At 75.3% G+C, this 21,140-nt stretch carries 15 protein-coding genes and 1 pseudogene; 9 read left to right on the top strand and 7 right to left on the bottom strand.

Annotated features, from left to right (window positions below):
- Positions 1–5 precede the first annotated feature (5 nt).
- On the bottom strand, positions 6–1,754 hold the full coding sequence (locus ACFQZ6_RS02500; protein ID WP_381604690.1) for a serine hydrolase: 1,749 nt from the start codon (positions 1,752–1,754) through the stop codon (positions 6–8).
- A 176-nt stretch (positions 1,755–1,930) separates the two neighbouring features.
- Between ACFQZ6_RS02500 and ACFQZ6_RS02495 the strand changes: the two are divergent.
- A pseudogene (locus tag ACFQZ6_RS02495) lies at positions 1,931–2,137 on the top strand (acyl-CoA synthetase); the annotation flags it as partial.
- A 6-nt stretch (positions 2,138–2,143) separates the two neighbouring features.
- Here ACFQZ6_RS02495 and ACFQZ6_RS02490 read toward each other — a convergent pair.
- On the bottom strand, positions 2,144–4,555 hold the full coding sequence (locus ACFQZ6_RS02490) for a penicillin acylase family protein (protein WP_381604689.1): 2,412 nt from the start codon (positions 4,553–4,555) through the stop codon (positions 2,144–2,146).
- Between the two features lie 112 nt (positions 4,556–4,667).
- Here ACFQZ6_RS02490 and ACFQZ6_RS02485 point away from each other — a divergent pair, with 112 nt between their 5' ends.
- The 3 genes from ACFQZ6_RS02485 to ACFQZ6_RS02475 are packed head-to-tail and all read left to right on the top strand — an operon-like array spanning position 4,668 to position 9,462.
- A complete protein-coding gene (locus ACFQZ6_RS02485) occupies positions 4,668–6,170 on the top strand; it encodes an acyl-CoA synthetase (RefSeq protein ID WP_381604688.1) in 1,503 nt (500 codons plus the stop codon).
- A 35-nt stretch (positions 6,171–6,205) separates the two neighbouring features.
- Positions 6,206–7,216 (top strand): trypsin-like serine peptidase, encoded by a 1,011-nt coding sequence (locus ACFQZ6_RS02480; RefSeq protein ID WP_381604687.1) that lies wholly within the window; start codon positions 6,206–6,208, stop codon positions 7,214–7,216.
- Entirely contained in the window at positions 7,213–9,462 is a 2,250-nt protein-coding gene (locus ACFQZ6_RS02475; RefSeq protein ID WP_381604686.1) for a TCP-1/cpn60 chaperonin family protein, read from the top strand. Before ACFQZ6_RS02480 ends, ACFQZ6_RS02475 begins: the two co-directional genes overlap by 4 nt.
- Here ACFQZ6_RS02475 and ACFQZ6_RS02470 read toward each other — a convergent pair.
- Positions 9,444–11,828: a hypothetical protein gene (locus ACFQZ6_RS02470; protein ID WP_381604685.1), complete on the bottom strand. Its 2,385-nt coding sequence runs from the start codon at positions 11,826–11,828 to the stop codon at positions 9,444–9,446. The genes ACFQZ6_RS02475 and ACFQZ6_RS02470 overlap by 19 nt on opposite strands.
- Positions 11,829–11,955: 127 nt before the next feature.
- On the opposite strand from ACFQZ6_RS02470, the gene ACFQZ6_RS02465 reads away from it, so the two are divergent.
- A complete protein-coding gene (locus ACFQZ6_RS02465; protein WP_381604684.1) occupies positions 11,956–13,209 on the top strand; it encodes a hypothetical protein in 1,254 nt (417 codons plus the stop codon).
- On the opposite strand, the gene ACFQZ6_RS02460 is transcribed toward ACFQZ6_RS02465, so the two are convergent.
- Together ACFQZ6_RS02460 and paaK are read right to left on the bottom strand one after the other, a co-directional pair.
- Positions 13,183–13,353, bottom strand: coding sequence for a hypothetical protein (locus tag ACFQZ6_RS02460; RefSeq protein WP_381604683.1), 171 nt, complete (start codon positions 13,351–13,353; stop codon positions 13,183–13,185). The two genes, ACFQZ6_RS02465 and ACFQZ6_RS02460, sit on opposite strands and share 27 nt — an antisense overlap.
- Before the next feature lie 26 nt (positions 13,354–13,379).
- Complete coding sequence (gene paaK / locus ACFQZ6_RS02455) at positions 13,380–14,675, bottom strand: phenylacetate--CoA ligase PaaK (RefSeq protein ID WP_381604682.1); 1,296 nt, start codon at positions 14,673–14,675, stop codon at positions 13,380–13,382.
- A gap of 192 nt (positions 14,676–14,867) precedes the next feature.
- Between paaK and ACFQZ6_RS02450 the strand changes: the two genes are divergently transcribed.
- From ACFQZ6_RS02450 to ACFQZ6_RS02435, 4 genes are all read left to right on the top strand, one after another.
- Positions 14,868–15,749: an alpha/beta fold hydrolase gene (locus ACFQZ6_RS02450; protein WP_381604681.1), complete on the top strand. Its 882-nt coding sequence runs from the start codon at positions 14,868–14,870 to the stop codon at positions 15,747–15,749.
- Between the two features lie 145 nt (positions 15,750–15,894).
- The gene (locus ACFQZ6_RS02445) at positions 15,895–16,137 is read left to right on the top strand and encodes a DUF397 domain-containing protein (protein ID WP_360223179.1); all 243 of its coding nucleotides are present in this window, start codon (positions 15,895–15,897) and stop codon (positions 16,135–16,137) included.
- 128 nt (positions 16,138–16,265) lie between these two features.
- Complete coding sequence (locus ACFQZ6_RS02440) at positions 16,266–17,168, top strand: universal stress protein (RefSeq protein WP_381604680.1); 903 nt, start codon at positions 16,266–16,268, stop codon at positions 17,166–17,168.
- A gap of 38 nt (positions 17,169–17,206) precedes the next feature.
- Positions 17,207–17,704: a hypothetical protein gene (locus ACFQZ6_RS02435; protein ID WP_381604679.1), complete on the top strand. Its 498-nt coding sequence runs from the start codon at positions 17,207–17,209 to the stop codon at positions 17,702–17,704.
- 7 nt (positions 17,705–17,711) lie between these two features.
- Here ACFQZ6_RS02435 and ACFQZ6_RS02430 read toward each other — a convergent pair whose 3' ends face one another.
- Both ACFQZ6_RS02430 and ACFQZ6_RS02425 read right to left on the bottom strand, forming a co-directional pair.
- Positions 17,712–19,625, bottom strand: coding sequence for an N-acetylmuramoyl-L-alanine amidase (locus ACFQZ6_RS02430; protein WP_381618004.1), 1,914 nt, complete (start codon positions 19,623–19,625; stop codon positions 17,712–17,714).
- 310 nt (positions 19,626–19,935) lie between these two features.
- Positions 19,936–21,108, bottom strand: coding sequence for an aminoglycoside phosphotransferase family protein (locus tag ACFQZ6_RS02425; RefSeq protein WP_381604678.1), 1,173 nt, complete (start codon positions 21,106–21,108; stop codon positions 19,936–19,938).
- Positions 21,109–21,140: the final 32 nt, after the last annotated feature.

The following is a 21,140-nucleotide window of genomic DNA, read 5'->3' as shown; positions in this document are numbered from 1 at the left end:
CCGGCTCAGTCCCCGGACGGCGTCCACCCCACCGCCGCCAGTCGCGCCGCGTCCCGTGGGCGTGCCTCGTCGAAGAGGACGGCGTCCCCCGCCGCCACCCGCAGCCCGTCGACGTACGCGCCCCGGCCGACGTAGAGCCGGTCGGTCGTGTACCGCCAGCGCAGGGTGAGCGCGCGGGCGGCGGGCAGGTCGGCGGTGAGCCGGTGCCAGACCCGTCCCGACCAGCCGGTGACCGACCCCGAGGGGTGCTCCTCGCCCGCCGCCGTGAAGGGCACCGGCAGCCAGTTCTCGCCGTCGTCGGTGGACGCCTCCAGCGTCAGCGGGTCGGCGCCGGGCTCGGTGTCCCACCACAGCGCGCAGCGCAGCCGGGCGCCCCCGGCCGAGGTGTCGAGCGCGGGCAGCGTCAGCGTCGCGGTGGCGCCGCTCGCCATCCCGGAGAACCAGGCGCTACGGCCGTACACCGGACGCACCGGCACCGCCCGCGCCAACTGGTTGGCCGTGGCCACCCGGGGCGCCGACCCCGACCGCCAACTGCGCACGGGGTGCACCGAGTTGCCGAGCACGACGAGGAAGGAGTCGGTGCTGGGGTCCAGCACGAGGGAGGTGCCCGTGAAGCCGGTGTGCCCGGCGGTGTGCGGGGTGGCCATCGCGCCCATGTACCAGTGCTGGTACAGCTCGAAGCCGAGGCCGTGCTCGTCGCCGGGGAAGTCGGTGTTGAAGTCGGTGAACATCAGCTCCACCGACTCCTCCCGCAGGACGCGCGCCCCGTCGTACACGCCGCCGTTGAGCAGTGTCCGCCCGAGCACGGCGAGGTCCCAGGCGGTGGAGAACACCCCGGCGTGGCCCGCGACGCCGCCCAGGCTGAAGGCGTTCTCGTCGTGCACCTCGCCCCACACCAGGCCGCGGTCCAGGCCGGACCAGGGCTGCCGGGCGTCCTCCGTCGCGGCGATCCTCGGCTTCCAGGACGCGGGCGGGTTGTAGCGGGTGTGGCGCATCCCCAGCGGGCCGGTGATCTCGTCGTGCAGCAGGGCGTCCAGCGGGCGGCCGGTGATCCGCTCCAGGACGAGCTGGAGCGTGATCAGGTTCAGGTCGGAGTAGAGGTAGCGGGTGCCGGGCGGGTTGAGCGGCGCCTCGTTCCAGATGCGGGCCAGCTTCTCCTCGTACGTCGGCGCGGTGTAGAGCGGGATCCAGGAGCGCAGCCCCGAGGTGTGCGTCAGCAACTGGCGGACGGTGATGTCCTGCTTGCCCGCCGCCGCGAACTCCGGCAGGTACGAGCCGACCGCGCCCTGGAGCTCCAGCGCGCCCCGCTCGATCTGCTGCACGGCGAGGATCGAGGTGAACAGCTTGGAGACCGACGCCAGGTCGAAGACGGTGTCCTTCGCCATCGGAATCTGCTCGGCGGCCGGGAACTCCACGCCGGTGTCGGTCTCCTCGTCGTACGCCGCGTAGCGCACCGCCGTCCCGATCGGCTGGTGCAGGGCGACGGTGGAGCCGCGCCCGGCGAGCAGCACGGCGCCCGCGTACCAGGGGTGCCTGGGGGAGGGGCCGAGGAACGCCTCGGCGTCGGCGACGAGTTGACGCAGCGGGGCGGCGAGCAGTCCGGCCTCTTCCGGGGTGCCGGGGCGCAGGGTGCCGTGGCGCGAGGAGGCGGACGCCGGGCCCGCGGGGAGCGGGGCCAGGGTGAGCGCGCCGCCCAGGGCCAGCGCGCCGCGGTTCAGTTGACGTCGGGTCAGGCCACGTCTGGTGTCGGTCATCGAGGGTCGTCCTCCCGCAGCGCCTGAAAGTATCTTTCCGGGATCACCTTGCGCGGTGAAACTTTCGTGTCAGACGGGGAGCGTGTCAACCAGGCGTTCGCCATCGGTCATCTGACGGGCTGTCAGCGAACCTCTTCCCCCTCCCGGAGCGAACCGGCATCCTGCGCCCGTGCAGACGGGCGGTCGTCGAGGCCGCGCCGGGCGAGGAACCCGGCGACGCCCTCGCCGCCGCGCTCCTCGCCCACCGCGCCGCACGCCTCGCGGGCCACAAGCGGCCCCGCAGCGTCGACTTCGTCACCGAGGTGCCCCGCGACCCCAACGGCAAGCTGTACAAGCGGCGGCTGCGGGACCCGTACTGGGCGGGCCGCACCCGCCCCCCGTGAGCGTGCCTACCGCTCGCGCACCCGGACCACCTCAAGCGCGGGCGACGCCATGATGTCCTTCTCGCAGAACCGGGAGGCCACCCACTTCTCCGTCGAGAACAGCCGGGTCTGGTCGCGGTAGTGGGCCGAGCCCGGGTCCGAGGACTGGGAGTACGTCAGCAGGGTGCGGGCCACGACCGGGCAGCCGCCGCCGTCCCAGCCGACGGCCTGGATGTAGCTCGACCCGGTCGTCACCTCCGTGTAGCCGCCGTGCGCCGGGTCCCAGACCGGCTCCACCTTGTTCCACACGCCCAGCGACTCGGTGCCGCCGGGTACGGCGACGCGCTCGCCGCCGCGCACCACGAACTGGTGCTCCCCGAGCCGGGAGTCCAGCGCGATGCCCGCCGCCCGCAGCTCCGCCACGGTGTCCGCGAGCGCCGTGGCGAACCCGGCGACCGAGGTGTCCAGCGTGTTCGGGGTGGCCACCGGGTCGGACGCGGAGAACGGCACCTTCCACAGCCGCTCCCCGGGCACCGACGCCGTCAGCTTCCGCCAGAACCGGTCGAACAGCAGCGCACCCCGGCTGTCCGTGTCCGTCGTCCGGTCCCAGTCCGCGAGGACCGGACAGGCCGCCGACACGTCGACGACCGTGCCGTCACTGCCCGTCGCCGTCCCGCCGGGCAGCGCCGCGCAGGCCCGCGCCACGTCAGCCGCGGCCAGGTCGCCCGCGGGCACCCGGTTGGCGAACTGCTGGCCCTGGAGGTCCCGTACGGTCAGTCGGCCGCGGTCCGCCAGCGCCGCCACGTCCTCCAGCGCGCCGCGCGTGCGCATACTGCGCTGCGTGCCCACGTTGCCGAAGACCCGCTCGTACCCGGTGAGCGGCCGGTCCGCGTTGGCCAGCCAGGCGCTGTCGTTGGAGTTCTCCACGTACTCCTGGTCCGTCAGCGTCGGCATCCGCGCGGGCCCGAAGATCCCCGCCTCCACGGCGTCCGCGTCCCGGCCGAGCGAACAGTCACCCCGGGAGCCGTCCAGGACCGCCACCCCGGACGCCGGGTACGTGGCCCGGCCCAGCGGGGTGGAGCAGCGCCGCGCCAGCTCGTCGGTGACGCGGGGCAGCACCTGCGACTGGGTGAACAGGGTGTGCCCCCGGGAGTCCGCGGCGATGGTGTTCACCCACGGCAGCCCCTGCGTCCGCGCCAGCGCCCGCCGCACGTCCGCCGTACCGCGGGCCCGCGAGAAGCCGAGCGCGGTGTCGGAGGCGCGCAGGTTGGTGGCGTTCGGGTCGTTCAGGGCGTACGCCGTCGTCGCCGTCCACGGCAGCGGCAGCGCGGCGCCGAGGGAGGTGACGACCGGCCCGTACCGCGTCCACCACTGGGTGCGCGTCACCCGCTCGCCGCCGCCGACCGCGACACTGACCGTGCGCTTCGTCATCCGCTCCGACCTGCCGTCGACGAGGTACGCCGTCGGGTCGGCCGGGTCGAGGGTGAGCTGGTGGACGCTGAACGGCACTCCGGTGGCGACGGTGTGGCTCCACGCCACGTGCGCGTTGTGGCCGATGGACACCGTGGCGGAGCCGAGCAGCGAACCGCCCGCCACGTTCAGCTCGCCGGGGATGGTCTGCTGCGACTGCCAGAACCGGCGGCCACCCTGCCAGGGGTAGTGCGGGTTGCCCAGCAGCAGTCCGCGCCCGTTCGCGGTGGTGCCGCCGCTGAACGCGACCGCGTTGGACCCCATGTCGGCGGCGTCCGAGGCGAACAGCTCACGCGCGGCACGGGCCGCGTCGGCGGGGTCCACGGACCCGGCCGTCGCCGACGTGGGCGGCTGGGCGGCGGTGATGCCGTCCACCGCCCGCCCCTGTCCGCCGAGCACGGCGAGCGCGTACCCGCGCACGGCCACGTCCAGGGCGGTGATGGGCCGCACCCAGTCGGCGCCCGCGCAGGCGGGGTCGGTGACCCGGTGCTGCCGCAGCCAGGCGTTGTACCCGGCGGCGAAGCCCCGCATCAGCTCCTTCGACTCCCGGCTGGGCCCGGCCGGTGCGGGCCGCGCGAGCAGCCGCTCCACGGTGCCCGCGTCCCGCACGCCCTGGAAGTACAGGTCGCTCGTCAGGTTCCGGGAGGCCGAGGAGAGCGAGAAGTCGGGCGCCGCGTCGGGCCCGAAGTACCGGGAGCGCTCGCCGCGCACGGTCACGAAACCGTCGGCGAGCACGCACACCTGGTCGGCGGCCTGCGCCCACCCCGTGCCGAAGCCGAGGTCGGCGTAGCCACGCGCGACGATGTGCGGGACGCCGTACTCGGTGTACCGCACGACGGCCGACAGACCGCCGTGCGTGGGGTGTTGTTCCTGGCGGTCGTGGCGATCGGCCGCCGCGGCGGGCAGCGTGGTCGCGGCGGTGAGCACGGCGACGGCCGTGACCACGAGCCGTCTCAGACGGGCGCGCATCGTGCCTCCCAACGTCATCGGGGGAAGGAGCGGTTGAGCGTACCAGCGGGTATGTCGCGTGGTGGCGCGCCGGTATTGACCTGCCCGGCCCGCGAACCGAGGATCATCTCCCATGACGCCCCGACACGGCAGCACGGTTGACGGGGTGCTGCGGCGCAGCGCCCGCCGCACCCCGGCACGCGTCGCGGTGGAGTACCGCGACCGCGTCTGGACCTACCAGGAACTCGACGAGGCGGTCTCCCGCGCGGCGGCCCTGCTGCTGGCCGAGGGCCTCACGCCCGGCGACCGCGTCGCCGCCTACGGCCACAACTCCGACGCCTACCTGATCGCGTTCCTGGCGTGCGCCCGCGCGGGCCTGGTGCACGTCCCCGTCAACCAGAACCTCACCGGAGACGACCTCGCCTACCTCGTCGGCCAGTCCGGCAGCGCCCTGGTCCTCACCGACCCGGACCTCGCCGCACGGCTCCCGGACGGCGTACGGACGCTGCCGCTGCGGGACGCCGACGGCTCGCTCCTGGCCCGGCTGCCGCAGTCACCGCCGTACGACGGCCCCGAACCGCGCACCGAGGACCTCGTCCAACTGCTCTACACCTCCGGTACGACGGCCCTGCCGAAGGGCGCGATGATGACGCACCGAGCGCTGGTGCACGAGTACCTGAGCGCGATCACCGCCCTCGACCTCAGCGCGGGCGACCGCCCGGCGCACTCGCTGCCGCTGTACCACTCGGCCCAGATGCACGTGTTCCTGCTGCCGTACCTGGCGATCGGGGCGACCAACGTCATCCTCGACGCCCCGGACGGCGACCGGCTCTTCGACCTGGTCGAACAGGGCCGCGCGGACAGCCTCTTCGCCCCGCCGACGGTGTGGATCGGCCTGGCGAACCGCCCCGACTTCGCCACCCGGGACCTGTCCGGCCTGCGCAAGGCGTACTACGGCGCGTCGATCATGCCGGTGCCGGTCCTGGAGCGGCTGCGCGCCCGACTGCCGCGGCTCGCGTTCTACAACTGCTTCGGGCAGAGCGAGATCGGCCCGCTGGCCACGGTCCTCGGCCCCGACGAGCACGAGGGCCGCATGGACTCCTGCGGGCGGCCTGTCCTGTTCGTCGACGCGCGCGTGGTCGACGACAAGGGCGCGGACGTCCCCGACGGCACCCCCGGCGAGATCGTCTACCGCTCCCCGCAACTGTGCGAGGGGTACTGGGACAAGCCCGAGGAGACCGCCGAGGCGTTCCGGGACGGCTGGTTCCACTCCGGTGACCTCGCCGTCCGCGACGCCGACGGCTACCTCACGATCGTCGACCGGGTGAAGGACGTCATCAACTCCGGTGGCGTCCTGGTTGCCTCCCGCCAGGTCGAGGACGCCCTCTACACCCACGACGCCGTAGCCGAGGCCGCCGTCGTCGGGCTGCCCGACCCCAAGTGGATCGAGGTGGTGACCGCGTTCGTCGTCCCCCGCGGCGAGGTGACGGAGGCCGAACTGATCGCCCACGCCCGCGAGCGGCTGACCCCCTTCAAGGCCCCGAAACGCGTCGAGTTCGTCACCGAACTGCCCCGCAACGCCAGCGGGAAGATCCTCAAGCGGGAACTGCGGGACGGGTCCTCCCGTTCCCAGTAGCGTGCGGGTCCAACTCTCTCTTCGAGGAGCTGGGCATGGACTACACGCAGATCTTCGCCGACCCGGAAGTCCGGGAGGAGTTCCTCGACCGCTTCGAGGAGATCAGGGGCGCGGTCGAGGCGAGGGGCGGCCTGGAGAGCGTGGGGGCCCTGGAGGGCGTCCTCGACGTGGACCGCGCCGCCGACGCCGTCAAGCGGATGAACGAGGGCAGTTGGGACGGCGACGACGGCGGTCTGGAGGCGATCATCCGTCAGTTCGGGCGCCCGGTCTACCTGGTCCGGGACAACACCGTCGCCGGACGTCCGGACACCTTCGACGACGACCCGGAGAGCGAGGTGGTCGCCGCCCGGGTGCAGGCGGCCCGGCACACCCTGGGCCGGGTTCTCCCCAGCGTCGGCCGGATCGACCTGTACGACCACGCCCTCGCCTGGGCGGGCACCGGCTGGCTGGTGGCCGAGGGGCTGGTCGTCACCAACCGCCACGTGGCCGTGAAGTTCGCCGAACGGCTCCGTGACGGCTTCGGGTTCCGCACGATCTCCGAGCGCGAGGTGCGCGCGGAGGTGGACTGGTACCACGAGTACCGGCGCACACGACGGTCCCGCTTCAAGGTGACGGAGGTGGTGTGGATCGAACCGGACCGCTCCGTCCGCGACGTCGCCCTGCTGCGGATCGCCCCCGTCGGTGAGGACGGCGAGCCCCGGCCCAGGCCCATTCCGCTGGCGACGGACCGTGACCTCACCGTCGGCCGGTGGGTCGCGGTGATCGGCTACCCCGGCCACGACGGACGCGACCCCCATGACCGGGAGCGCATCTTCGACGGCGTCTACGAGCACAAGCGGGTCGCCCCCGGCTGTCTGACCGGCGCCGAGCGCGGCAGATGGGTCCACCACGACGCGACGACCCTCCGGGGCAACTCCGGGTCCGCGGTCGTCGACCTCGCCACCGGACGGGCGGTGGCCCTGCACTTCCAGGGCTGGCCCGGGCAGCGCAACTTCGCCGTGCGCGCCTCGGACGTGGCCCGGCTGGTCCGTCAGCACGCCTCGTGACGTCCGCGGCACCCGCGCCCGACGGGGGACTTGAGGCCGTCACCCGCCCGACCGCGGGGATGCAGTCCGTCCAGGACTCCCAGGCGGTCCTCGCCGCCGCCGCACGGCGTGTCGCCCGGCTGGAGCGCGACGGCGCGCTGGTGGCCACCGGGTTCCTCGTCGGCCCGGCCCTGCTGCTCACGGCCGGGCACGCGGTACGGCTGGACCTCGGGGCGTCGGGCGCCGCGCCGGTCGCCGGGATGGTCGCCGTCTTCGACCACCGGGACGGCACGGGCCTGCCCCCGGCCGAGGGCGGCGTCCGCGTCCCGCTCGTCGAACTGCTCGACTCCAGCCCGCCCGCCACCGACGACCCCGAGGCGCCCGGCGTGCCCAGGGTGCCGGACGGACTGGACTTCGCCCTGGTCCGGCTCGCCCGGCACCCGCGGGACACCGACCGGCCGAGGGACCACTACCTCCTGCTCCCCGAGGAGTACGCCTTCGGCAGCGGCGTGCTGCACGTCTTCCACCACTCCCAGCGGCGTGCCCCGGACCACGCGCAGACCACGTACGACCGCCGCACCGCCGACGGCCGCCGGGTCAGGTACCGGGGCACGAACACCCTCCAGGGCTCGTCGGGCGGGCCCGTGGTCAGCGACGGCGGCGCCCTCGTGGCCCTGCACCACGGGCACCGCACCACCGTGAACGAAGGCGTCCCCACCCGGCTCATCGCCGAGCGCGTCCTGGCCGGACCGCACGCCGCGCTCCTGCGCGGCACCTTCGCCCCGCCGCCGACCCGCCCCGCCAGCACGGGGGTCACGGCGATCGGCCGGGCGATGGGCGCCCTGCTCGGGCCCTGGCGCGCGTACACGACGGTGTACGGCCCGGCGGGCGAGCCGGTGCGGGTGGCGACCGCCCGTGCCGTGGCCGAACACTTCCGGCACTCCGAGCCGCCCGTCGACCTCGTCATCGAGGCCGCCCGTGCGATGGACGTCCGGGTGGGGGACGGGGCGGTCACCGCGGCGGTGCTGGCCGCGGCCCTGATCCGGGAGGCGGACGCGCGGTGCGCGGCGGGCGCCGCTCCCGGCGAGGTCGCCCGGGGCGCCGCCGCGGCGCTCCAGCGGGCCCGCGCCGGACTGGCCCGGCTCGCCCGGCCCTGCGCGCACCCGGGAGCCGTCGCCCGTGCGGCGACCGCCGACCGGCGCCTGGCCGACGCGGTGACGGAGGCCGCGCTGCTGGCCGGTCCGGACGGCGTCCTGCTCTGCGAGCCCGGCGCCACCCGGGACACCGAGGCGCCCGTCCAGCGCCCGGGGGTGCGGCTGCCCGCCGGACACGCCCTGCCGTTCACCGCGGACGCCCCCGGCACCGACCCTTGGACGCGCCGGACGCGGCTCGTGCGGCCCTACGTGCTGCTGCTCGGCCCGGCGACGGGCGACGGTGAGGCGTTCCGCAGGCTGCGGGGCCGGATCGGCACCGAGGGCGGATCGCTGCTGGTCCTCGCCGCGGCCGACCCCGCCGACCCGCGCGGCGCGCTGCTGCGGGGGCTGGGCGACCCGGCCGACGGGCCGGTCCCCACGGTCGTCCGGATCGACGCCGCGCCCGGTCCGCACGGCCACCGGCTGCGGTCGCTCGCCCTGCTGACCGGTGCCACGGCGCTCACCGAGGACTCCGGGCTGCTGCCGGGCACCGCCTGGTTCGACGTGCTGGGGCGCGCCGACCTCGCGGTGGTCTCCGACGCGGACACCGTGCTGGTCGGCGGCGCCCACGATCCGGCGGCCCGGCGCCGGTGGATCGCGTCGGCCCGCGCCCGGCGCGCCCTGGCCGACTCCGACGCCGAGCGCGCCGCACTGGACGAACAGCTCGCCTGGCTGACCTCCCGGTCGGTGACCCTGCCGGTCGGCGCGGACACGGCGGCCGAACTGCCCCGCCGTACGGCGCTCGCGGAGCGCGCCGCCCGGTCCGCTCGCGCCGCGCTGCGCTCGGGCACCCTCCCCGGCGGCGGACTGGCGCTGCTGCGCGCCCGCGCCGCGCTGCCCCCGGGCCCGACCGACCCCGGTACGGACGCCGTACGCGCCGCGCTCGGCGAGCCCCACCGGCTGCTGACCGGCACCGCGCCGCCCGCCGTGGAACCGCCGTCCGGGGCCTGGGACGAGGACGCCCCCGACGCGCCCCAAGACGCCGCCGACGGGCCCGAGGACGCCGCCGAAGTCGTCCTCGGTGCCCTCGACGCGGCGTCGGCCGCCCTGGCCGCCTACCTCCGCACCGTCTGACCGCGCGTCCGGCTCAGGTGGTCCTGCACGTCCTTGTGCCGGAACTGGTAGACGCCGCCCGTCTGCCGCAGCGCCGACACCCGGTGCGCGTGCTCCAGGAACCCCATGAGGTCGCGCGGCAGGTCGCCGCGGAGCCACAGCCAGCAGCGCGCGACCACGTACCGGGGCCAGGTGCGCACGGCCAGCGGCACCCAGAGGGCCACGACGACCAGGAGGGCGGCGCCCTCGACGACCCGGCCCGCTCCCTCCGCGTCGGCCGCCATGATCCGCGCCATGGCCAGACCCAGCAGCGCGGCGATCGCCACCGCCCACCCGGCGACCAGCCTGCGGTCCCCGCGCAGCAGGACGTGCGGGGACGTGGAGTCGTCGGCGGGCGCGGGCGCCTGGAGCCACTTCAGGAACCCCGACAGGGCGCCCAGCACCGCGCACACCAGGGCGAACGCGAGGGACGAGGCCACCACGTAGGTGCCCCGGTTCAGCTCCTCCCAGTTGCTGGCGGCAGGGGAGGAGGCGGCCCGCAGCACCGCCCAGAACAGCAGGCCGAGGACGGCCCCGGCAGCCGCGCCGGTCCCGGCCCCGCCCCGCACCCGCCGCCAGAACCCGGTGCCGCGCCGGAACCAGCGCGGTCCGCGCACCGGCCCGCCCGCGCCGAGCATCCCGGCGGGGACCCCGAAGAGCAGGCCGAAGACCAGCCCGCCCAGCAGCCCGGCGGCGGGCCCGTCCTGGAGGGCGGCCAGCACGCTGAGCACCCCGCCCATCGGACCGGCGACCGCGAGCGCCGTCGACAGCCGCTCGAAGCGCGCCTCGCCCCGCCGCCCCCGCTCGGGGTCCTCCGACGAGGTCAGGCGGTGCAGCGCCCGGTCCAGCCAGGACCCGACCCGCTCCGGCCCCAGCCAGGACACCAGCGTCCCGGTGGCCAGCCCCGCCAGGCCCAACTGGACGGCGGCCAGCACGCCGTCGCGGGCACCGACGGCGGAGGCCGTGGTGACCCCTCCGGCCACCGCCGCGAGCAGCCCGAGGAGCACCCCGTAGACGGCGTGGTGGACCGCGTCGGTCAGCTCCCACCAGGCCAGTTCGGTCCGGTCGGTGCGTTCCAGGTGACGGGCGAGGAAGGCGAGGTGGCGGCGGGCGTCCGGCCAGCTTTCCGGGGTGAGCCGGTGGTCGAAGAGGACCCGGACCGCGTTGTCCAGGACCGCCGCCCTGACCTGGCCGGGGTCGGACCGCAGGAGCTGCCCGAAGGAGGCGTCCGCGTCGGGGTGGCCGTACAGGTCGGTGAAGAGGGCCGCCGTCAGCGGCGAGGTCAGCGCCTCGCCGAGCGCGGCCAGCAGTTCGGGGCTGGCCTGCCGGGCCGGGCCGGACGGCTCCCCCGCGGCCTCCACCTGGGCCGCCCAGCGCTTCGTCAGCGCCGTGTCGCCCCACCGCCCGGACGCCGCCCCGAGCAGCGACCAGCTCGGCGCGGTGACCGGCTCGCCCCGCAGGCGCGCCGTACGCACCTCGTCCTCCAGCACGCCCCAGCCGTGCTCAAGGCGGCCCAGCAGGTCCGCCCAGTCCGCGTGCGCCGGGCCACCCCGGCCGAGGCTGTCCCGCAGATAGGCCAGCACGTGCGGGAAGGCCAGCTCGCGCGCCTCGGTGACCGACGCCCGGTACAGCACCGGACCGGCGGCGAGGGCCCGCTCGTACTCCTCGGTGCGGCAGGCCAGGATCACCGGCAGGCCGGACGAGAACGCCCGCTGGACACGGGTCAGCACCCGCGCCAGCCGCCGCCGCGGGATCTCGTCGAGGCCGTCGAGGCAGGGCAGCACGTGGCCGCCGCGCAGCAGGTCCCCGGCGACCTCCGCCGACCCGACGCCGGGGTACTCGGCGGCCAGCCGCTGCGCCAGCCAGTCCAGCAGGTCGCGGCGCGGGTCGTAGGAACCCAGCGTGAACAGCACGGGCACGGGGCCGGGGCCCGCCTCGTCCTCCGGTGCCCGGCACAGCTCCAGCAGCATCAGCAGCAGCAGGGTCGACTTGCCGGAACCGGCCGGGCCGATCACCACCAGCCGCCGCGGCACCAGAGCCGTGAACGACTCGACCAGCCCGGCCACGTCCGCCGTGCTGCCGGTGAGCCCCCGGGTGGTGCCGTCCGACAGCTCGGGCGGGGCGGGCGCCCACTGCGTGTGCAGCAGCCGGGGCTGCCGCACGTCGGGGGTCAGGCCGCGCTTCTCCGCCTCCGCGGCCCAGTCGCGCAGCACAGTGCCCCGCAGCCGCTCCAGCACCTCCGCGCGCCGCCGCGGATCGAGCGGCGCGACCGCCGCGCGACGGCGCCGCCGCGCCAGCAGCCAGGCACCCCCGGCACCGAGGAACAGCAGGACGAACAGCAGGGCCATGTCCGCCAGTGCCTTTCGACGTGGGTCCGTCCCGCTGTCGGTACCGCGCGGACGTGTCCCGCACACTACTGACACCGGCGGGACTTGTCCGTCCGTGGTGAGCCAATGAGGAAGGCGGGTACGGCAGTTGACTGACGGGCTGGAGGACGCGACAGGGGTACGGCAGGCGGTCTCCGTGGTGGTGCCGCTGGCGGTGGCGGGCGAACCGGACTGGGCGCGCGGGCCGTTGCCGTGGGGGCACGAGCGCCCGGCGTGGGACGCGGCACGCCGCGGCGGCTACTTCGCGCCCGCGGTGGCGCGGGTCCTGTACGGCGGCAGGTGGCACCGGACGCTGTCCGTGACCGAGGGCCCGCTCACCCTGGTCGGCCTGGAGGTGCTGCGGGTGGCGACGCCCCGGGACCCCCGGCAGGCCCTCGGCGTGCTGCACTTCGATGTCGAAGGGCCGCACCTGCTGGCGGTGCTGCGGGCGATCGGGCACCGGCCCGGGGCGCTCCCCGACCCGCTGACCGGCGCCCTGGACCCGGCCGCCCTGTTCGCCGGGGTGGCCGACGCGGCGCCGCCGACCACGCCGTTCGCGCTGGCCCGGCCGTACACCGTGGCGTTCCTCACGCCCGACGCCACCCACACCGCCGCCCTCCGCCGCGACGACGGCGACCTGCCCGGCACCGCGGACCGCTGGCTGCGCGCGCTGGCCCTGCGGGCGGCCCAGGCCGACATACCGCCACCGCCGGAGCGGATGGCGCGGGTCGCCGAGGAGGCGGTGCGGATGTCCGCCGACTGGAGCGCCCTCGTCGGCCGCCACGGCGCGGCCTTCCTGGGGCACCGCCCGGACGGCGGCGACGGCGACTTCTACGGGGCGGCGCTGGAGCGGGCCCGCACCGTGCACCTGGACGCCCTGCTGTTCGGCATGGTGCAGCGCGACCACCTCGCCGCCCTCAGCGAGGGGCTGTCCACCCTCTTCGTCGACTCCACCGGCCTGGCGCGGCGGGTGGCCGCGCTGGAGCAGCACATCGCGGTCTTCCGCAGCACCTACTGGCGGCGCCACCAGACCGCGCACGGTCCCGCCGACGGTCTGCTGCGCGCCTTCCAGACGCAGAACCGGCTGCCGGAGCTGTTCGCGGACGTCGTCGCGGAGGCCGCCGACTACAGCCGGATCGTGCAGGCCCGGGAGAACCAGCAGATCGCCGGCGCCCTCGGCGTGCTGACCGTGCTGGGCCTGCCGCTCGGCACCGCCCTGTCCGTGCTCCAGGTGCTCGGCGACGACGACCCCTGGCACCTGCTGCTCGCCCTCGGCCTCGCCTGCGCGGCCACCGCCGCCGCCCTCACCACCCCCTACGGACGGCTGGTCCTCGCCTCACTGCGGTCCGGTCCGCGCGGCTGAGCCGGTCAGCGCGGGCGGCGGTCCGGCGGCTGGTCCGGTCAGCGCGGGCGGCGGTCCGGCGGCTGGTCCGGTCAGCGCGGGCGGCGGTCCGGCGGCTGGTCCGGTCAGCGCGGGCGGGGGTGCGGCGGCTGGTCCGGTCAGCACTGGCGGGGGTCCCGTGGCTGGTCCGGTCAGCGTGGGCGCAGGTCCACGATCCGGCGGATCTTGCCCACGGACCGCTCCAGCGACTCCGGTTCGACGATCTCCACCGTGACGGACACGCCGATGCCGTCCTTCACCGCCGCGGCGATGGCGCGCGCTGCGGCGTCCCGGACCTCCGGCGTGGCGTCGGGCCGGGCCTCCGCGCGCACGGTGAGCGCGTCGAGGCGGCCCTCGCGGGTCAGCCGTAGCTGGAAGTGCGGCGCCACGCCCGGCGTGCGCAGCACGATCTCCTCGATCTGGGTCGGGAACAGGTTCACCCCGCGCAGGATCACCAGGTCGTCGCTGCGTCCGGTGACCTTCTCCATGCGGCGGAACACCCGGGCCGTGCCGGGCAGCAGCCGGGTCAGGTCCCGGGTGCGGTACCGGATGACCGGCATGGCCTCCTTGGTGAGCGAGGTGAAGACGAGTTCGCCGCGCTCCCCGTCCGGCAGCACCTCACCGGTGATCGGGTCGACGACCTCGGGGTAGAAGTGGTCCTCGTGGACGTGCAGGCCGTCCTTGGTCTCCACGCACTCCTGCGCGACCCCCGGCCCCATCACCTCCGACAGCCCGTAGATGTCGACCGCGTCGATCGCGAACCGCTCCTCGATCTCCCGCCGCATCGCCTCCGTCCACGGCTCCGCGCCGAAGATCCCCACCCGCAGCGAGGTGCCGCGCGGATCGACGCCCTGCCGCTCGAACTCGTCCAGGAGGGTCAGCATGTACGACGGCGTCACCATGATGACGTCCGGGCGCAGGTCCTGGATCAGCCGCACCTGACGGGACGTCATCCCACCGGACGCCGGGACGACCGTACAGCCGAGCCGTTCGGCGCCGTAGTGCGCGCCGAGCCCGCCGGTGAACAGGCCGTAGCCGTACGCCACGTGCACGGTGTCCCCCGGCCGCCCGCCCGCCGCCCTGATCGACCGCGCCACCACGTCGGCCCACGTCGACAGGTCGCCGTCGGTGTACCCGACGACCGTGGGGCGTCCCGTCGTACCGCTGGAGGCGTGGATGCGCCGGACGCGCTCCCGGGGCACGGCGAACATCCCGTACGGGTAGGTCTCCCGCAGGTCCGCCTTGGTGGTGAAGGGGAAGCGGGCGAGGTCGGCGAGGGAGCGGCAGTCGTCGGGGCCCACCCCGGCCTTGTCGAACGCCGCGCGGTAGAACGGCACGTTCGTGTACGCGTGCCGCAGCGTGGCCCGCAGCCGCGCCAACTGCAGCGCCCGCAGCTCCGGCCCGTCGAGCCGTTCCCCCGCGTCCAGCAGCCCGCTCGCGTCCGCCATGGACACACCCACCTTCGCCCTCGTCGACCGCGCCGTGATCCAGGCGACCGATCATTCGGTCGTGCGCTTATGGATCAGTAATCCAGCCGTTCCCCGGCGCGGGCAAGGGTCGGGGCCGCACTTTCTGCGACGCCACCCGGGCCCCGGGGAACTGGGTTGCGGCGGGCGCGGGGCGGCGGTGAGGATCGCGGGATGCCTGCCTTCACCGCACCCGACGGAACCCAGCTCGCCTACCACCTCCGCGGTACCGGCGCCCCCCTCGTGGTACTGCCCGGCGGGCCCATGCGGGCCAGCGGGTACCTCGGTGACCTGGGCGGCCTCGCCGCGCACCGGCGGTTGGTCCTGCTCGACCTGCGCGGCACCGGCCACTCCGCGGTGCCGCACGACCCGGCGACGTACCGGTGCGACCGGCTGGTGGACGACGTGGAGGCGCTGCGGGTCCACCTCGGCCTGGAGCGGATGGACGTCCTCGCGCACTCGGCGGGCGGCAGCCTGGCCATGCTGTACGCCGCCCGGTACCCCCACCGGGTGGCCCGGCTGGCGCTGATCACCGCGACGCCGTGGGCGCTGGACATGCCCGCGACGACGGAGCACCGGCTCGCCGCCGCCCGGCTCCGGGAGGGCGAGCCGTGGTTCGCCGACGCGTTCCCGGCGTTCCGCGCCTGGCTGGAGGACGGCGGCGACTTCGACCCGGCGTTCATCCCCTTCTTCTACGGCCGCTGGGACGCGGGCGCCGCCGCCCACGCGGACCGCGAGGACGAGGAGTTCAACGACGAGGCCGCCGAGCGGTACGGCGCCGACGGCGCCTACGACCCGCCCGCCACCCGCGCCGCCCTGGCCGCGCTGACCGCACCGGTGCTGCTCCTCGCGGGCGAACTGGACGGCGGCCCCCGGCCCGAGCTGGCCCGCCGTGCCGCCGAGGTGTTCCCGAACGCCGAGGTCGCCGTGCAGCCCGGCGCCGGTCACTACCCGTGGGTCGACGACCCGGAGTGGTTCACGGCCCACGTCAGCGCGTTCCTGGTCACCATGTCCGGCGGGTGGTCTCCACCGACCCCCTCGGCGCCTTTGCCATGATCCGCTTCGCCGAGGCCGCCCTCCCGTGTGGCTCGTGGGAAGCCGTCCACCGGACTGACGAAAGGCACCCCTCACGTGGCCTGTCCGCCGTGGGACCCGATCGCTAGGCTGGCCCGCGGACGACGGATTCGGGAGGAGCACGGACGTGGCCGAGAGCACCATCCAGCAGCAGCCGTTCACCGGCTGGGACAAGCCGGAGCTGGACCTGACCAACGCCCAGTGGCAGTCCAGCAGCCGTGGCCTGGGGGATGTCCAGATCGCCTTTGTCGAGGGGTTCATCGCCATGCGCAACAGCGGCCGCCCGGAGAGCCCGTCGCTGATCTTCACGCCCGCGGAGTGGGGCGCGTTCGTCTCGGGGGCCAGGGAAGGGGAGTTCGACCTCACCTGAGTTCGACGACCCCACCTGAGCACGCCACGGCGTGAATTTCCGGACACGCGACCCCGGACACAGGGGGAGCGGGCCCGGCCTGAGCGAGGCTGGCCCGAGGAAGGTCGCACTCCGGAGGTGAGGAACCCATGAGCGCTCTGCCGGTCATCGCGGCGGTCGACGGCTCGGACGACAGCCTGCGCGCCCTGGACTGGGCGCTGGGCGCCGCCCGCGGACGCGGGGCACCGCTGCGGGTGGCGCACGTGCGGCAGTACGCCCCGTGGGCGCAGGTCGGCGAGGTCGCCGCGCTGCCCGACCCGGCCGACGACCCGGTCCTCGCGCAGGCCCGCGCCCACCTGGCGGGCCGCACCGACCCGGCCGACGTGGAGTACGTCGGCCTGGAGGGCGCCCCCGGGCCCCTGCTGTCGGAACTCGGCGCCGACGCCGGGCTGCTGGTCCTCGGCTCCCGGGGCCGCGGCGGCTTCACCAGCCTGCTGCTCGGCTCCAGCAGCCTCACCGTCGCCCGGGACGCCGAGTGCCCGGTCGTCGTCGTGCCCCGGCCCGGCCGCGAGGTCCCCGACGCCCCGCCGGTCGCGCCCGGCCCCCGGGTGGTCGTCGGCCTCAACACCGACAGCCCCGACGACGCCCTGCTCGACTTCGCCTTCACCGAGGCCGCGCTGCGCGACGCCCGCCTGCACGTGGTCGCCGCCTACCCCTGGCCGGTGCAGATCTGGGCGGGCGCGGCGGGCGAGCTGGTCCCGACCGGCGTCGACCAGGACGCCGTGGAGAACGAGACCCGCACCCTCACCGACGGCTTCCTCGCCCCGCACCGCGCCCGCCACCCCGAGGTGACCGTGGAGCCCGTCGCCGCCCCCGGCGACGCCGCCGGACAACTCGTCGCGGCCTCCCCGGGCGCCGAGCTGACCGTCGTCGGCCGCCACCGCCGCCGTCTGCTGGCCCCCGCCCGCATGATGGGCAGCGTCACCCACGCCGTGCTGCTGCACGCCGCCAGCCCCGTCGCCGTGGTGCCCCCATCCCCGCCCCAGGAGTGAGGTGACGCGGGACACGCCCGGCCACGTACCATGGCGGCATGTCGTTCCTCCGCCGCCGCAGCGCCACGCCCGCCGGGCCCGACTTCGACGTACTGGCCATGGACCCGGGTGACTGGCCCGGCAACCTCGGCGCCGGGCTGCTGCCCGCCCCCGACGGCACCTGCCAGGGCGTCTTCCTGCGCTACGACCTGTTCGGCGGGCGCGGCCCCGCGATGATCATCGGCAACCTCCCCGAGGGCTCCCCGGCCCGCGAGGTCGCCGACGACGAGATCCCCTTCGAGGTGGCCCAACTGCTGATCGCGCTGGAGAACGACGAGGAGGTCACCGTCGTCGGCACCGAGGACGTGCCGGTGATGCAGGGCGACAACCTCCTCATCGTGCGCCGGGTGAAGCTCTCCGAGAGCCGGATCTCCTGCGTCCAGTTCGACCGCAGCGACAACGTCCTGGTCACCATCGCCGCCTGGGACCGCCCCATCACCGACGACCTCTACGCCCTGCTGAAGCCGCTCCCGGCGGAGCTGTTCCAGCAGGGCTGAGGCCCGGCTACGACCAGGACGGCACCGCCGTCACGTCCGCGGCGCGGACGAACGCCACCCGGTGGCCGTACTGGATCTCGTAGTACAGGTCGGACCCGCGCACCACCCGGTGCCCGGCGGGGTCGAAGGTGACCGCGTAGTAGTACTCGCCGGGCACCTTCGCCCCGACCACGTACCGCTGGCCCGCGGGCAGCCGGTACGGCAGCGGCGACACCGACTGCACCGGCACGCCCTCCGGGTACGCGCCCGCCTCCGGGTAGGCGCGGCCGTAGACCGGGATCGTGTCGCGGCCCTCCTTCGGCGTGACGACCAGGCCCTTCGCGGAGACCGCCACCGGCTGCGCGGCCGGGTTGTGGAACCACGCCTTCTGCCCGAGGAACCAGATCGCCGTCCAGTCACCCTCGCGCCCCGCGACCGCGTACTGCTGGCCGGTGGAGACCCGTGAGCCGATGTCGTTGACGCCGGTCGTCGAGCCGGAGCCGTCCGGGCGCAGCCCGATGTCCTTGATCAGCGGGTAGTCCGTGCCCGGCCCGGAGTACAGGCGTACGGCGCTCGACCCGTGCGCCGCGCACGGCTCGCCCCGGGTGACGCAACCGGTGAACTCCGGCTGGTGGGCGGCGTACTCCGGCAGGATCGTCACCAGACCGCCGGACGGGCCCGCCGTCGCCTCGAACGGGCGGCCGAGCAGCTCGAAGTAGTGCCGCCAGTCCCAGTACGGGCCCGGGTCGGTGTGCATCCCGGGCACCGTGCCGGAGGTCGGTCCCGGCACCGTGTCGTGGCCGAGGACGTGCTGCCGGTCCAGCGGGATGCCGTACTTCTTCGCCAGGTACTTCACCAGCCGCGCCGACGACCGGTACATCGCCTCCGTGTACCAGGCGTCCGGGTTGGTCAGGAAGCCCTCGTGCTCCAGGCCGATCGACTTGGCGTTGACGTACCAGTTCCCCGCGTGCCAGGCGACGTCCTCCGCCTTGACGTGCTGGGCGATGTGCCCGTCCGTGGAGCGCAGGGAGTAGTTCCAGGAGACGTACGTCGGGTCCTGCACCAGGTTCAGTACGCCCTCCCAGGCGCCCTCGGTGTCATGGACGACGATGTACTGGATGCGCTGCGACGCCGGGCGGTCGCCCAGGTCGTGGTTGCCGTAGTCGCCGTCGCCGAACTCCTCGTAGGGCGCCGGGATCCACTCGCAGGACACCGACGCCGGGCACTCGGTGCCCTCGGCGGCGGCCGTGCGCAGGCCCGCCCGCCGCACCTGCGAGGTCTCCGGGGCGACGGTGGGCCGCGCGGGCAGGGTGACCCGCTGGCCGGAGTCCGTGACGCGGCGGGCGCCGTCGCGGATGACGTCGTACACGTCGTCGGCGTACGCCGCCGCGGTCGCCTGGTCGTCGGCGCCGGAGAACCGGGCCACCGCCCCGTACCAGTCCGCCGGGTCCGCGCTCAGCGGCTCGCCCAGCTCCCGCTGGGCCGCGGCCAGCAGCGCCGCGCCGCCCGCCACGTTGGCCGCCGGGTCGGTGCGCAGCTCCGCCGCGCTGAGCCCGGTCAGCTCGGCCGCCTTCGGCAGGGTGCGCAGCCGCGCGGGCAGCGCCACGCCGTCCAGCGACGGCTCCGCGTCCGGCAGCAGCGCCGGGCGGGCGTCGTCGCCGCGCGGGTCCTCCGTGCCCTCGGCGTGGTGCGGGGCACCGGCGAGCGCGGTTCGGGCGTCGGTGAGGTGCATCGGGCCGTAGCCGCCCGTCACGCTCGGCGCCCCGGCGTGCGCGTCCCAGCGGGACTGCAGGTAGGAGACGCCGAGCAGCACGCTCTGCGGCACCCGGTACTCGGCCGCCGCCGCGGCGAACGCGGACTGGAGCCCGGACGGCGCCGGGCGCGCGGCGTCGGGGGCGGGGGCGGCGGCCAGCAGGGGCAGCAGCAGCGCCCCGCAGGCCATGGCCTGGGCGGCTCTCGTCAGGGGCTTGGGGACGGATCCTCGCAACGCGGTCTCCTGGTGGGGCTGGGGGGCGATGAGCCGTGCGGGGCCGGGCGTGTCAGTGGTACCCGGTCTCCGACGATCCGTCAATCATGCCCATGCGCCCGCGATTTCCCATGTCAGCGCGGGTCACCAGGAGTTTCGCGGTGGGGGCGCCACGGCCTGCGGGGCGTCACTGGAGTAGACCAGTGGCCGCCGCCGACCGGGCACGGAAAACGACGAGGCCCGCGGTGCGTCCCTGTCCCAGGCGCACCGCGGGCCGTCATCCCCTTCAGCGAGTCCCGACCGCCGCCCGTACCGCTCGTCGGGCTAGCTGGCAGTCGTCGTGCAGCCGCCTGAGCAACAGCCGCTGTTCCTCGCCGGACGGCGCAGCACCCGGGGGGGCCACTCCCGGTGCCGCCGGGGTCGTGTCGTGCATCGATCGCTGCACGGCCGTCTCGTAGGTCCGGATTTCGCGGGTCAGTACCAGCATCAGGTTTACCAGGAAAGCGTCCCGGGAGGCAGGCCCCTCGGACTGGGCGATATGGCTGATGTGCCGTCGTGCCCCCGGTGCGTCGCCCAGTACCGCCCAGAGCGTAGCCAGGTCGTACCCCGGCAGGTACCAGCCCGCGTGCTCCCAGTCCACCAGCACCGGACCGGCCGGGGACAGCAGCATGTTGGACAGCAGCGCGTCCCCGTGGCAGAACTGGCCCATGCCGTGCCGCCCCGCCGTCTGCGCGATGCCGTGCAGCAGCTTCTGCAGGTCGCCCAGGTCACGGTCGGTGAGCAGGCCCAGTTCGTGGTAGCGGGCGATCCGGGCCGCGTACTCCAGCGGGGCGTCGAAGGTGCCCGCCGGGGGCCGCCAGGAGTTCACCCGGCAGATCGCGCCCAGTACCGCCCGGACGTCGGCGCGCGGCGGCGCCTCGGCCGGATGCCGGTGCAGCGCCGCCACCCGGCCCGGCATCCGCTCGATCACCAGGGTGCAGTTGTCCGGGTCCGCCGCGATCAGCCGGGGCACCCGCACGGGCGGGCGGTGCCGGACGAACGAGCGGTACGCAGCTATCTCGTGCCGGAGCCGCTCCGCCCAGACCGGCGACTGGTCCAGTAAGCACTTGGCGACGGCCGTGCTCCGCCCGGTGGTGCCCACCAGCAGCACGGACCGGCCGCTGCGGCGCAGCACCTGCACCGGGGAGAACTCCGGGCAGATCCGGTGCACCGAGGCGATCGCCGTACGCAGTTGGGCGCCCTGTGGGCCGGACAGGTCGAGCCGCCCGCTGAGCGGCTGCGCGCCCGGCGCCGCGCCGCGCCGCGCCCGGCCCAGCGCGGGGGCCGCGGGTCGCGCCGGGGCGAGATAGGGGCCGCCGCCCGTCAGGGGAGCCTCCCCCGTCCGCGGGGTGGCGGGAGCCGGGGGGCGCGGGCGCAGCGACCGGGGCGGGGCGGACACGGAGGACGATGCTGCGTACATGGGCGATACAGATCCCTTCGTGTGCCTGCGGT

Source organism: Streptomyces flavalbus (assembly GCF_042674625.1).
In the GTDB taxonomy this organism is placed as follows: domain Bacteria; phylum Actinomycetota; class Actinomycetes; order Streptomycetales; family Streptomycetaceae; genus Streptomyces; species Streptomyces flavalbus.
This window is presented reverse-complemented; position numbering and strand designations above follow the sequence as displayed.

Coding starts and splice junctions, on each gene's coding strand:
- ACFQZ6_RS02450 (WP_381604681.1), top strand. CDS start 14,868: ATGCCTGCCTTCACCGCACCCGACGGAACCCAGCTCGCCTACCACCTC.
- ACFQZ6_RS02430 (WP_381618004.1), bottom strand. CDS start 19,625: ATGGCCTGCGGGGCGCTGCTGCTGCCCCTGCTGGCCGCCGCCCCCGCC.
- ACFQZ6_RS02425 (WP_381604678.1), bottom strand. CDS start 21,108: ATGTACGCAGCATCGTCCTCCGTGTCCGCCCCGCCCCGGTCGCTGCGC.
- ACFQZ6_RS02435 (WP_381604679.1), top strand. CDS start 17,207: ATGTCGTTCCTCCGCCGCCGCAGCGCCACGCCCGCCGGGCCCGACTTC.
- paaK (WP_381604682.1), bottom strand. CDS start 14,675: ATGGCGGACGCGAGCGGGCTGCTGGACGCGGGGGAACGGCTCGACGGG.
- ACFQZ6_RS02485 (WP_381604688.1), top strand. CDS start 4,668: ATGACGCCCCGACACGGCAGCACGGTTGACGGGGTGCTGCGGCGCAGC.
- ACFQZ6_RS02490 (WP_381604689.1), bottom strand. CDS start 4,555: ATGCGCGCCCGTCTGAGACGGCTCGTGGTCACGGCCGTCGCCGTGCTC.
- ACFQZ6_RS02480 (WP_381604687.1), top strand. CDS start 6,206: ATGGACTACACGCAGATCTTCGCCGACCCGGAAGTCCGGGAGGAGTTC.
- ACFQZ6_RS02470 (WP_381604685.1), bottom strand. CDS start 11,828: ATGGCCCTGCTGTTCGTCCTGCTGTTCCTCGGTGCCGGGGGTGCCTGG.
- ACFQZ6_RS02440 (WP_381604680.1), top strand. CDS start 16,266: ATGAGCGCTCTGCCGGTCATCGCGGCGGTCGACGGCTCGGACGACAGC.
- ACFQZ6_RS02500 (WP_381604690.1), bottom strand. CDS start 1,754: ATGACCGACACCAGACGTGGCCTGACCCGACGTCAACTGAACCGCGGC.